The organism is Mesoterricola silvestris (assembly GCF_030295405.1).
Taxonomy (GTDB): Bacteria; Acidobacteriota; Holophagae; order Holophagales; family Holophagaceae; genus Mesoterricola; species Mesoterricola silvestris.
The window spans coordinates 3,539,014-3,551,657 of the sequence record NZ_AP027080.1 but is presented as its reverse complement, the minus strand read 5'-3'; the positions used below and the strand labels follow the sequence as shown (position 1 = coordinate 3,551,657).

General features: G+C 68.6%; 8 protein-coding genes. 6 read left to right on the top strand and 2 right to left on the bottom strand.

All coding sequences use genetic code 11. The annotated features are described in order from the left end of the window. Window positions 1-40: 40 nt before the first annotated feature. Window positions 41-1,894 carry a tetratricopeptide repeat protein gene (locus R2J76_RS15350; protein ID WP_316412514.1) on the bottom strand — a complete coding sequence of 618 codons (1,854 nt, stop codon included), beginning with the start codon at window positions 1,892-1,894 and terminating at the stop codon, window positions 41-43. Between the two features lie 56 nt (window positions 1,895-1,950). Between R2J76_RS15350 and R2J76_RS15345 the strand changes: the two genes are divergently transcribed. The 6 genes from R2J76_RS15345 (at window position 1,951) to R2J76_RS15320 (ending at window position 10,767) form a co-directional block, all read left to right on the top strand. Then, window positions 1,951-2,703 carry a sulfite exporter TauE/SafE family protein gene (locus R2J76_RS15345; protein ID WP_316412513.1) on the top strand — a complete coding sequence of 251 codons (753 nt, stop codon included), beginning with the start codon at window positions 1,951-1,953 and terminating at the stop codon, window positions 2,701-2,703. 50 nt (window positions 2,704-2,753) lie between these two features. Next, window positions 2,754-3,254 (top strand): tetratricopeptide repeat protein, encoded by a 501-nt coding sequence (locus R2J76_RS15340; RefSeq protein ID WP_316412512.1) that lies wholly within the window; start codon window positions 2,754-2,756, stop codon window positions 3,252-3,254. 76 nt (window positions 3,255-3,330) lie between these two features. Then, the gene (locus R2J76_RS15335; protein WP_316412511.1) at window positions 3,331-4,128 is read left to right on the top strand and encodes an MqnA/MqnD/SBP family protein; all 798 of its coding nucleotides are present in this window, start codon (window positions 3,331-3,333) and stop codon (window positions 4,126-4,128) included. Window positions 4,129-4,208: 80 nt separating this feature from the next. Continuing rightward, window positions 4,209-4,982, top strand: coding sequence for a PKD domain-containing protein (locus tag R2J76_RS15330; RefSeq protein ID WP_316412510.1), 774 nt, complete (start codon window positions 4,209-4,211; stop codon window positions 4,980-4,982). 149 nt (window positions 4,983-5,131) lie between these two features. Then, window positions 5,132-10,024 (top strand): PKD domain-containing protein, encoded by a 4,893-nt coding sequence (locus tag R2J76_RS15325; protein ID WP_316412509.1) that lies wholly within the window; start codon window positions 5,132-5,134, stop codon window positions 10,022-10,024. Between the two features lie 83 nt (window positions 10,025-10,107). Then, window positions 10,108-10,767 (top strand): hypothetical protein, encoded by a 660-nt coding sequence (locus R2J76_RS15320; protein WP_316412508.1) that lies wholly within the window; start codon window positions 10,108-10,110, stop codon window positions 10,765-10,767. Between the two features lie 618 nt (window positions 10,768-11,385). Here R2J76_RS15320 and rocD read toward each other — a convergent pair. Next, complete coding sequence (gene rocD / locus R2J76_RS15315; protein WP_316412507.1) at window positions 11,386-12,594, bottom strand: ornithine--oxo-acid transaminase; 1,209 nt, start codon at window positions 12,592-12,594, stop codon at window positions 11,386-11,388. Window positions 12,595-12,644: the final 50 nt, after the last annotated feature.

Here is a 12,644-nt window from a genome sequence, read left to right as displayed (position 1 = left end):
ACTAAACCTGTCAACTTTGTCACGGACCCTTTGACGGGGATCACAGATGACCGGCAGGCTGCTCCAGGTCATGAATCATTCCTTCCATCCGGGACCGGAGCAGGGTGGTTTGGCTCTCGGGCAGGTCGCCCGGGTCCGCTTCCAGGCCGTCCCGCAGCACCGCCAGGGCTTCGTCCTTCTCCCTGAGGGCCGCCAGGGCCATCCCCAACTGGAAATGATTGATCATCGTCGGCTCGCTTGCAATGACCGGATCCACAAGCTGGACCACCTCCCGGGGGTGCTTGAGTTCCAGGAGGTACTGGCCCAGCAGGGTGCGGGCCCGGGCTTCCTGGCCGGGCAGGGGGTTGGCCTGGAGCCGGCGCACCTCGGCCAGGTCGGCCTCGTTGATCCGGGAATTCATGAGCCGGTGGGCCTGGCGGATGATGGCCGCCTCCCAGGCGCCGCTGCTCTTGGGGTGGGCGTTGAAGAAGACCTCCAGGGCCTGGTTGAGGCCCTTCTCGTCGTTGCGGTCCATGAGGGTGTCCAGGGCCAGGCGCAGGGCCTGGAAGCACAGGCGCGGGTGGCGGGGGCTGCCGGCGAAGAGCACGGCCTTGCCCAGGTGGGCCTTGGGGTCCTTCTGGTAGGCCAGGTTCAGTTCCAGCCACTCCAGGCGCTCGCTCTTGTCCTTGCGGCGGGCCTTCTTGAGGACGGCCTCCGCCTCGGCAAGGTTGGCTTCGGCCAGCCAGTCCTCGGCGTCGTCCAGCAGGTAGCGGGCCTCGGCCTTGCCGCCCCGGGCGCTGCGCAGCTGGGCGGCGTTCTCGGCGTCCAGGAGCAGGAGCAGCTGGGGGTCCCCGGGGTGCTGGCGCAGGAGCTCGGCGAGGATGGAGAAGGCCTTGGGACGCTCGTCGGCGAGGATGTAGCCCTCGGCCAGGAGCTCGCGCACCCGCAGGTCCCCGGGCAGGTAGCCGGAGGCCTCCTTGAGGAGGGGGATGGCCTTGGGGGCCTCGCCCCGGGCCAGGAGCGCCTCGGCCAGGAGGCAGAGGGTCTCGCCGTCCCGCTGGAGGTTCACGGCCTCCTGGGCGCTTTCCAGGGAGCCCTGGAGGTCCTCCTCCTCCAGGAGGAGCTCGGCCAGCTGGATCTTGGGGCCGGCCTCGTCGGGGCGCAGGTCGGCGGCGATGCGCAGGGTCTCGATGGCGGCGTCGGCCCGGGCGGGGTCGTCCTGGAGCACCTTGGCCAGGAGCATCCAGCCTTCGAAGTGCCGGGGGCTCAGCTGCACCACCCGGCGCGCCAGCTGCTCGGCCTCGTCCCACACCTGGGCCACCTCCTTGAGGGCGGCCACGGTGAACACCAGTTCGTAGTTCTTGGGATCCAGGGCCAGGGCCTCGCCCAGGCGGGTGGCGGCCTCGGGCAGCTGGCCGTTGTCCAGGAGGGCCGAGGTCTCCAGCAGGGCCCGCTTCAGTTGCGAGGCGGCCTTGGGCTTGGCGATGGGGAGGATGCGGGCGCGGTAGCGGGTGAAGAGCTCCCGGGCGCTGATGAGCTGCAGGTTCTCCTCCACCAGCTGCTCCCACCGGGAGGAAAAGGCCTGGGCGTCCAGCTGGCCCTTGTGCTCCATCTCCTGCACCAGGGACATGAGGCCGTTGCGCAGCATCACTTCGCTGCGCTCCAGGCGGCCCATCTGGTCGGAGACGGTCTCCAGGTAGGTCTCCACCCGGCGCAGGGTCTCCTCCAGCCCGGTGATGCGCTCCAGAAGATGCTCGTCGAGGTCGTCCTCGGCTTCCATCTCCTCGGTTTCCTCCCAGGTCTGGTCCCCCGCGACGATGAGGAGCCGGGTGCCGCACTTGCGGCAGATCTCCCGTTCTCCCGGGTTCCAGGTGAAGCAGTTCTGGCAGAAGGTTCCAGGGATCTCGTTCGTCATGCCTCCAGGATAGCCGTACAAGGGGGCCCCAAGTAGAATCCCGGCAGAGGTGAAATGTGCTCGAGACCTGGCTGAACCAGTCCCACGCCCTGCCCTGGCTCGCGGTCATGTGGATCGCGGGGCTCCTGGGGTCCGTGGGGCACTGCGCCGGGATGTGCGGGCCCATCGTGGCCTCCTTCGGCCTGGCCCAGGCCCGGCAGGGGGGGCGCATGTGGCCCCGCCACCTTCTGTTCCAGGCGGGTCGGGTGAGCACGTACGCGCTCCTGGGGGCCGCCATCGGCTTCCTGGGCGGATTCGCGCGGCTCCAGACCGTGCAGGACATGCACGCCTGTTGCCGCCCCGACGGCCAGGCCCTCATCGCCGCCCAGGCCTGGCCGTGGCAGGTGTGGGTCAAGCTGGGCATCGGGTTCCTCATGCTGCTCCTGGGCCTGTTCATGGCCCTGGGCCGGCGCGCCGACAGCCTCATGGAATTCCCCATGCCCCGGCCCATCCAGGGCTTCCTGGCCCGGGGCCTCAAGTGGGGCGGGGCGCCCTACCTCCTGGGCCTGGCCTGGGGCTTCATCCCCTGCGGGCTGGTGTACATGATGCTGCTCAAGGCCCTGGACGCCGGCTCCTGGCGCATGGGGGCGGCGGGAATGGTCTGCTTCGGTCTGGGGAACGTGCCCATTCTCCTGGGCCTGGGCCTGGCCGCGACCCGGCTCAGGCAGTCCTGGCGCACCGGGCTCCTCCGGGTGGGCGGGGTGCTGGTGGGGGCCATGGGCGGGTACATCCTTTGGCAGGCGGTCAGCCTTTTAAGACTCCAAGCTTAGGCTCCCATCTGCCGGATTTGTCCTATGATGGGGTTCCCTCGAGGCCCTCCATGAGCACCGACGACAAGAAGCAAGAGGCGATGGAACTGGTGAGCAAGGCCTACCAGCACCACATGCGCGGCGAAGTGGACCGGGCCATCGAACTCTACAGCAAGTCCCTGGAGCTGCACCGGACGCCCGAGGCCTACACCTACCGCGGATGGGCCCGGTCCTTCCAGAAGGACTTCGACGCCGCCATCGCCGACTGCCACCGGGCCATCGACCTGGACCCGGAGTACGGCAACCCCTACAACGACATCGGCGCCTACTACCTGGAACTGGGCCAGTACGAGGACACCATCCCCTGGCTCCACATGGCTCTCAAGGCCAAGCGCTACGAGAGCTACTGCTACCCCCACTACAACCTGGGCCGGGTGTACGAGGCCCTGGACAAGCTGGAGCTGGCCCTGGACCACTACCGCAGCGCGGTGCTGGAGAACCCCGGCTACGCCCTGGCGGTGAAGGCGGTGGAGCGGGTGAAGGAGAAGCTGAGCGTCTGCTCCCGGGGCTGAGTGGCCCCGCCCGGCGGTTTCCCGATACGATGCAATCGGCCGACCCGTTCCGGGCGGTCCTTCCCGGAGTCCGTTGATGCCCTTCACCATCGCCCACAGCCCCGATTCCGACGACGCCTACATGATGGCCCCCCTGGCCCTGGGCTGGATGGACACCGAGGGCTTCGACTTCCGCTTCGTGCGCAAGGACATCGAGACCCTCAACGCCGAGGCCCTGGGGGCGCCGTACGAAGTGACCGCCATCAGCTTCGGGGCCTACCCGGAACTGGCCGGCACGTACCAGCTGCTCACCGCCGGCTCCAGCATCCAGGAGGGGACCGGTCCCGTGGTGATCTCCCGCAAACCCATGGCCCCCGCGGAGCTGGCCGGGGTCACCGTGGCCATCCCGGGGCTTCGCACCAGCGCCTACCTGGCCCTGCGCCGGTGGATGCCGGGCCTGAAGGTGGAACTGGTGCCCTTCGACCGGATCATGGAATCCGTCGAGGAGGGCCGGTACGAGGCGGGCCTCCTCATCCACGAAAGCCAGCTCATGTTCCGGGACCGGGGCCTGCACCTGGTGGAGGACCTGGGCGCCTGGTGGAAGGCCGACTGCGGCCTGCCCCTGCCCATGGGCGGCAACGCCATCCGCCGGGATCTGCCGGAGGAGATCAAGACCCGCTTCGCCAGCCTCATGCGGCGCAGCGTGGAACTGGCGCGGGAGCGCCACGACGAGTCCGTGGCCTATTCCCAGTCCTTCGGCCGGGGCATGGACACGGAGATGATCGGGCGCTACGTGCGGGCCTGGGTGAACGATTTCACCGTGGATCCCGGCCCCCGGGGCCGCGCGGCGGTGGACCGGCTCCTGGGCATGACGGTCCAGTGGGTCCAGGGGTGATTCCCGGCTTTCCGGTCCCGGATACCCGGTAACATGGGTTTTCAAATCGGTAAGGCGGACATCATTCCGAAGGGATGACCATGAGACCCATGCTGCGCTCCCCCTGGACCCTCCTCCCAGGCCTGGTGCCGGTTCTGCTGTGCGGCTGCACCATGGGGGGCTGGAACAGCCCCCGGGAACGGCTCGCCATCAACTCGCCGCCCGCAGTGACCGCGCCGATGGCCAATCCGGCTGATGCCAACCTTATTCAATACAAAACGTATCTCTTCACCACGGGCGCGACGGATCCGGACCTGTACGACCGGGTGGTGAGCTGCGTCTGGGACTTCGGGGACGGGTCGCCGGCGGAGGCCGTCACCGCGCCGCCCTTCTCGGTGCAGCACGCCTTCCTGGCCGCGGGCGCCCCGGTGAAGGTGACGGTCACCGCCCGGGACACCCACGGGTTGAACGGCCCCGCCTCCTCCGCCACCTTCACGGTATCGGCGGCCGCCAATCCCTTCCTGGTCCTTCCCGTCGCGCCGGCGGCCCCGTCCACCCTCCAGGTGCCCCAGGGCGCCAGCGTCACGGTGGACTTCCAGTTCCGGGTCACCTACGACGGCATGGGCACGGTGCCCAACGAGAACTTCACCCTCGTCCCGGGCAGCCCCCTGGCCACGGCCAACCCCGGCGTCAAGGTCATGGGCACCCTGGACGGCGGCGGGGCCTGGACCGTGTCCGCGGTGTACCCGGCCTCGGGCGGCGCCGGCACGGCCTATTCCGTCACACCCACCCTGAAGGTGAAGGACAGCCTGAACATCCAGAGCGTGCCGGCGGTCTTCCCCACCCTGACCATCCAGACCGTGGCCCGCCCCTGAGGGCGGCGGTTATTTTCATACCATTCCGGAAATAAATGGCCCCTGGCGGGGGTTGCTTGTATGATCGGAGCCATCATTACGCCCGATCTTTTTGTACCAATTTGGGTATTTGCTGGTTTTTACTCCGGCTTCAATGCGAAGGGGCATCCATGAGATTCACACTGCGCAACTCCGGGATCATCCTTTCTGCCCTATCCTTGGCGCTGCTTTGCGCATGCGGTGGCGGAGGGGGGAACAGCCCCAACAACAAGGTCGCCGTCAACGCGCCGCCGGCCGCCACGGCCCCGGTGGTCAATGCCAACACCAACTCCCTGGTTGAATACAAAATCTACACGTTCACCACCACCACCACGGATCCCGACCTCGGCGACACCGTGGCCAGCTGCGCCTGGAACTTCGGGGACGGCTCCCCGATCCAGACGGTGACCACGGCCCCCTTCACCGTGCAGCACGCGTTCCGCGTGGCCTCCGCGGCCCTGGCCGTGACCGTGACGCCCACGGACAGCCACGGACTGGCCGGCACGGCCGCGAGCACCACCTTCGCCGTGGCCCAGGCCTCGAATCCCTTCACGGTCACCCAGGTGGCGCCCGCGGCGGCCACGCTCCTGTCCACCCAGGTGGGCAGCACCGTCGCCTACACCTTCGATTTCATGATCGATCTGGATCCCGCCAGCGGACTCACCTACAACGCCGCCGGCATCACCTTCAAGTCCAACGACACCCTCGCCGGGGGCTCCATCGGGCCCGTCACCGCCAAGCCGGGGACCACCAACGAATGGACCGTCGCCGTCTCCTTCCCGGCGGCCGCCGCCACCGACTCCCGCACCTTCCAGCCGACCCTCTCCGTCGTGGACACCAGCGGCGCGCTCCTGAGCGATCTCTCGACGTTCCCCGCCATGACCGTCAACACGACGCTCAGCGCGGCGAATCCCCCGGTCATCTCCGTGGCCGCCGCCCCGACGATCCCCGTCCCGGGGGCCGCCAACTCCACCTGGCAGAACGTCCCCATCACCTTCACCGCCACCGCCACGGATCCCCAGAGCCTCCCCCTCACCTATTCCTGGAGCTTCGGCGAGGCCGGCGGGGTGGGCGACGTGGCCAGCACCACCGCCCTGACCCAGACCCACACCTACGCGGCCGCGGGCATCTACACCATGACCTTCACGGCCACCAACGGCATTCCCGGCGGAACCAAGTCCATCTCCCTTGTCATCAGCATCCTGGCCAACGCGCCGCCCGTGCTCGCCTACACCCAGAACCCGGCGGGCGATCCCTACGCCTACCAGCCCATCACCTTCACCGCCGGCGTCACCGACCCCAACCTCGACGCCTCGACGATCACCTGGGACTTCGGTGACGGCACGCCCAAGGTCACCGGGACCACCGTGACCCACACCTGGACCGCCATGGGCGTCTCCAACGCCTACGTCACCGCCGACGACACCAAGGGCGGCGTCGTCAAGGTCGACATTCCCGTCAAGGTCCTGGCCAACCTGCCCCCCGTGTCCCAGATCACCACCCCCGCCGCCACGGGCCTGCTCCAGAACAAGAGCTACGCCTTCACCGCCACGGCGACCGATCCCGACGCGACGGACACCATCAAGCAGTTCGTGTGGGATTTCGGGGACGGCGTGGCCGTGACCTCGGCCCCCGACGCCAGCCCCACCGGCGTCACCCGCACCACCACCGTCAACCACACTTTCCCCACCTCCGTCACCGGCACCATCCCCGTGCGGGTCCAGGCCATCGACGCCAACGGCGGCGTGGGCGACTTCAGCCCCTCCGTGGCCTTCCAGGTGGTGACCACCCCGCTGCCGGTGGTGGTCTTCACGGCCCCCGGCGCCACCACCCTGAACGTGGACCTGAACGGAACGGTCACCCAGGCCTTCACCTTCACCGTGACCAATCCCCGGGCCGGCGCCGGCGGCGCGACGGATCCCATCCCCGCCAACCTCATCACCTTCCTTCCCAACGATAGCGCCGCGACCGTGGTGAGCGTCGTCAGCAACGGGGGAGGCGCCTACACCGCCACCGTCCAGTACACGGGCGCCGCGGCCACCGGGACGCGCACCACCACCCCCACCGCCTACGCCACCGACAGCCTGGGCATCGTCGGCGTCGCCGCCGGCGGTCCGGCCATGACCATCAAGACCCTGGGCGCGAACCACACCCCCGCCTTCACCATCACCACCCCGGCGGCCCCCACCACGTCGGCCCTCACCTCCAAGGCCGTCAAGCTCGTGTTCACCGTCTCCGACCAGGACGACGACCCCGTCACCTACACCGTGAACTGGGGCGGCCCCGATACGCCCTGCCAGCCGCAGGTCGTCACCGGCACCACCACCACCAGCACCCTGGCGGGCTCCACCGTGACCCTGACCCACGTGTACCCCGACAGCTACGCGGGCACCGCCACGGTCACCGTCAACGGCACCGACAACCGCAGCTCCAACGCCACCGCCACCCAGGTGTCCTTCACCGTGGCCGTGACCCTCAACGCGCTGCCCACGGCCGCCATCACCTCCCCCCAGGCCTCGGGCACCCAGCCTCCCGCTCCCCTGACCATCCTCGACGGGGGCCAGGGCGTTCCGGTCGTTCCCCGTCCCGCCAACAGCACCGATTCCTACATCGTCTACATCCCCGCGGGCGGGAAGCTGCACTTCAAGGGCACCGGCGTCCTTCCCACCTCCGGGGGCACCCTCACCTACGCCTGGACCTTCCCCGGCGGCGTGCCCAACGCCAGCGCCTCCGCCGATCCCGGCGAGGTCTCCTTCCCCGGCGAGGCCGGCAAGACCATCGCCTACCGCGTGAACCTCACGGTCACGGACGACACGGACGCCCAGAACAGCTCCTGCGTGAAATCCGGCCGCGCCAGCCTCGTGGTGCCCAAGACGACCCAGATGTGGGTGGTGGTGGACGGCATCAACACCCAGCAGTTCACCCTGAACTTCCTCTACCGGCAGATCAAGGACGACACGGGCCAGGCGGTCACGCCCCTGCCCATGGTGACCACGGCCGCCAACGGCCTCGGCGCCCAGATCCAGGTCTTCCAGGACGGCATCACCTACAGCTACGCGGTGGCCGATGCCCAGGGCATCAAGGCCACCATCACCCTGCCGGTGCGCTCGGACCTGCCCTTCTGGCTGGCCATTCCCTCCTGGTCGTCGGCCATTCCCGATTCCCGGTCCTATTTCATGCGCATTCCCAACGCGCCCACCGGCGGGTTCATGGATCCGACCCTGGGCACCACCCTGGATGACAACGCGACGGTCTCCTCCTTCGGCTTCAAGAACCCCGCCGCCCCCGCCGCCCCCTGGAACCCGGTCCTGAACATCGTCACCGCCCAGGGCTTCGCGGCCGAGACCGCCCAGGCCGCCATGCGCAAGCTGCAGGGCACCACGGCCCTGATCGGCGGGAACCTGACGGACCGCTGGCTGTTCCGCCCCTCCGTTCCGTTCGTCACGCCCCTCTGGGAGGAACCCAACAACGCCGTGGGCACCTTCGCGGGCATCTCGGCCTTCCAGACCTTCGCGGAATGGCCCCTCATGCTCAAGACGATCCCGACCGCCGAGACGCCGGGCACGGCTGGAACCTCCGCCAACCTGGGCATCAACCTCGATTACAAAGCCTACACTCCGGACTCGAAGAACTCGGACACCTACAAGGCTTCGGAATTCCAGGCCTTCCGCGCTCCCGGGGCATCCACGGATCCCTACGACCTGGACGCCGCCAATTGGGGCCTGGACAGCATGCTCCTGGCGCCCGCTCCCGTGAATTCGGCCGTTCCCGCCTACTTCCAGTCCGCGGTGTACGACCCCCAGGGCAGCACCGCCTTCTCCGGTGGCCTCACCGGCCTGTCCATCCCCTACGACCCCAACGACGTCAACCGGCAGGTGGCCGCGCCCCTCACCCGCGGCCTGAACAGCATCCGGAGCGTCTTCAGCTACTCCGAATACCTCTGGTCCCGGGTCTGGCAGTGGCCGGTCACCCTGAACGCCGCCACCCTCAGCTGGGTGGATTCCATGAACGGGAACCTGGGGAATTTCGCCGGCCTGCGCTACACCTCGGCCACCACCTGGCCCCGGCACACGGGCATCACCCCCCGCAACAGCGCCTTCGACCTCAATGCCACGGGCCAGGGCAGCTTCGACGCCTCCTTCCCCGCGGCGGAGAACGGCGGGACGCCCAGCCCCAACGGCGTCGGCCGGTTCTTCTGGACCGCCTTCACGCCCTTCTACAACAGCGTTTCGGGGGGCACCATCGCCCGCACCTGGCTGGCGGACGGGGCAAGCCTCCAGCCGCCCACCAACCTCACCGCCGCCGTCGCGGGCAATGCCACGGCCCGCTTGGGCTTCCTCCCGCCCCAGGACACCATGGTCGACAAGCGCCACCGGGAAGCGGACGGCAGTCTCACCTACCCCAACCCGCTCCCCACGGACACCCCCGTCCTCGGCGGCTACCGGGTCACCTGGTTCAATGCCACCACCGACGGCCTCGGGGCCCCCGTGGCGCCGGATTTCTGGGTGGTGGAACTCGAGGCCAATGGCGCGACCCAGCACTTCATGCTGCCCGGCAGTTTCCCGGCCCAGACGAACGTCAGCGACCCCTCCAGCGGCTACCCGGTCTTCCCCGGCACCACCAACCCGAACCCCGACACCCTGCCGATCCTCACCGACGCCCGGGTCCCCATGACCAGCGGCCTGATCTACACGGATCCGGTGGCCAAGACCACCCTCATGACCACCGTCGCCCCCGGCTACTGCTGGTTCGACGTGCCCTTCGAGCTCCGGCCCGCCGCCGGCACCAGCGCCACCCTGCGGGTCTTTGCCCTCAAGGCGATCCTGGCCAACAACGTCGCCGGCAAGCTGGCCCCCCGCGCCCTGAACCGCACGGAGTGGATCGAGGCCATCAAGACGGCCACCGGCAACGTCAAGATCAAGGCCAGCGATGATTCGGACCTCAGCTACGCCTACAAGATCCCCTTCAACTACGCCTGGGACATCGTGATTACCAACGGCCCCGCCACCCCGGTGGCACCCTGATTGCTAACCCCTTGGAAAGCGTCGGAACCCTGACGCTTTCCCCGTGTTCGCCCCCTCTGGCACCCCACTCTTAAGGAGGACTCGTGAAGATCAAAACAGTCCTGGTCGCAGCCCTTTCCGCAGGATCCGTCTTCGCCCAGTCGCCGAAGGACGTCCTGGACGCCCGGATCCAGTTCTTCGGGGAAATGATCCGCCCCACCTCCATTACCGTCCAGGCGGGCACCAAGGACCAGGCGGACCGTTCCGCCGGCCTGGGCATCCGCTTCATGGGCGAGATCGCCTCCGCCCGCAACTGGTACTACGAAGTGGGCGGGAAGCTCGATTCCTCCTCCCAGATGGCCCTCAACAACGGCGTCGTGGACCTCACGGATATCAAGATCACCCACAGCTACTGGTCCCTGGGCGCCGGCTACCTGGCCCCCCTGGGCTCCCGGGTCTCCCTGGGCTTCCACCTGGAGGCCAGGGGCGAGGCCCTCTCCGCTCAGGGCGCCATCTTCCAGAACGGCGTCATCACCGGCCGGGTGGATGCCTCCAACACCTACCTGCGTCCCTGGGCCCGCGTGAGCCTGGACGGCACCTGGAACTGGGGCAATTTCCGCCCGTACGTGGGCGTGGACGTGGCCGGCACCCCCGTCAAGACCACCCAGACCCAGCTCCAGGCCCTCAGCAGCATGGACAACCGCACCCTCCGCGCCATGGCGCCCCAGGTGGCCGGTTCCTTCTATCTCGGCTGCCACTTCTAGACCTCGTCGTCCGTGTCCCGGATTCCCGCCCCGGTTCGTTGCCGCGGGCGGGGCTCGCAGCAACGGAAAGCTTTCGCCCCGAGGATTGGCCGGTGTTGCCACGGATTGGCCCCGACCCACCTCGGGGCTTCGCTTCGCGTGGGGCGGGGAGATCATGGCAGTAGAAAGGCCTTCCATGAAAACCACGGCCTGGCCCCTCAGCCGGGAACAGCCTGAGTTCGACGGCTTATCCCCTTCATCCCGTTCATCTGATTCATCCCTGTTCCCGCAGGGCCAGCGATGAGATGGGGCGGCGCGCAGTTGATCTGTATGCGCCGACCCATCCCAGCTCTGGCCCTGCGGGAACAGGGATGAATCGGATGCAAAGGATGAAAGGGATTAACATGCCTCCAACGCAGGCGGCAATTGGTTATAAACAGCAGCTTCATTCCATGTCAGGTACGTCCCGGTTGGGTCACTCCAAATGGCGTTTTCGTATTCGATAGGCGATTCGCCACGAGTTGCCCCGATCCAAACCCTCCAGATGGGACTTACGCATTTTTAGGACGGGGTGGCTCGGTAAGATGGGCTAGGCTGATCGGCTGACTAGCGTCGGCGCCCACCGGGACCGGTACGATGCTAGTGGGCCAGGACCCGCTCCAGGCGCTCCAGGGACCAGTCCAACTGCTCGCGGGTGATGATCAGGGGGGGGGTGAGGGCGAGAATGGAATCGCCCAGGGCCTGGGCCAGGAGGCCCTCCCGGGCCAGGGCCTCGCAGGCGGCGCGGGCGGCGGGCTCCCGCAGTTCCAGGGCGGCCCAGAGGCCCAGGCCCCGGGCCTCGCGCACCCGGGGGCATTCCATGGAACGCAGGCGCGCCAGGAAGTAGGCGCCCAGTTCGGCGGAGCGGTCCACCAGGTGTTCCTCGGCGAGCACGTCCAGGGCGGCGGAAGCCACGGCGCAGGCCAGGGGGTTGCCCGCGAAGGTGGAACGGTGGGATCCGGGAGTGAGCAGGTCCATGATTTCCCGGGAGGCCAGGAAGGCGCTGGCGGGATAGAAGCCCCCGGACAGGGCCTTGCCGAGGATGGCCCCGTCGGGGCGGATGCCTTCGTGCTCGAAGGCGAAGAGCTTGCCCGTGCGACCCAACCCGCACTGCACCTCGTCCGCCAGGAGCAGGAGCCCGCGGCGGTCGCAGAGTTCCCGGAGGCTCCGCAGGAAGCCCCTGGGGGGGATCCGCAGCCCGGCCCGGCCCTGGATGGGCTCCACCAGGATGGCGCAGGTGGCGGGTCCCACGGCCTCGGCGGCCGCCACCGCATCCCCGAAGGCCGCCATGCGGAAACCGGCACCGAAGGGGCCGAAGTCGTCCGCCGCGTCCGGGTCGCCGGAAAGGCCCGCCAGGGTCGTGGTCTGCCCGTGGGCGTTGCCCGTGAAGACGAGGATCTCCGCCCGGCCCGGGGCCACGCCCTTCACCCGGTACGCCCACCGCCGCGCGGCCTTGATGGCCACCTCCACCGCCTCGGCCCCGGTGTTCATGGGCAGGGCGGCCCCGAAGCCCGTGAGGGTGCAGAGCTTCTCCAGATAGGGGGGCAGGCGCGCGTGGCGCACCCCCTGGGTGACGAGGGAGAGGCGCAGGCACTGCTCCACCATGGAGGCGGCGATGCGGGTGTGGTTGTGCCCCTGGCTCACCGCGCCGTCCCCGCCCAGGAAGTCCATGAAGCGGTTCCCCTGGAGGTCCCAGAGGTAGACGCCGTCCGCGCGCAGGAACACCTGCTCCAGGCCCCGGGGATCGGGGATCCCGTAGCGTTCCTCCTGCTCCATGAGTTGACGGCCAAAGCCTGGATCCACTTTCATGCGCGCGTCTCCGTTCCCCGTTGTGTGCGCCGAGCGTGGCCATCGTTCCG

Coding starts and splice junctions, on each gene's coding strand:
- R2J76_RS15330 (WP_316412510.1), top strand. CDS start 4,209: ATGAGACCCATGCTGCGCTCCCCCTGGACCCTCCTCCCAGGCCTGGTG.
- R2J76_RS15340 (WP_316412512.1), top strand. CDS start 2,754: ATGAGCACCGACGACAAGAAGCAAGAGGCGATGGAACTGGTGAGCAAG.
- R2J76_RS15325 (WP_316412509.1), top strand. CDS start 5,132: ATGAGATTCACACTGCGCAACTCCGGGATCATCCTTTCTGCCCTATCC.
- R2J76_RS15350 (WP_316412514.1), bottom strand. CDS start 1,894: ATGACGAACGAGATCCCTGGAACCTTCTGCCAGAACTGCTTCACCTGG.
- rocD (WP_316412507.1), bottom strand. CDS start 12,594: ATGAAAGTGGATCCAGGCTTTGGCCGTCAACTCATGGAGCAGGAGGAA.
- R2J76_RS15335 (WP_316412511.1), top strand. CDS start 3,331: ATGCCCTTCACCATCGCCCACAGCCCCGATTCCGACGACGCCTACATG.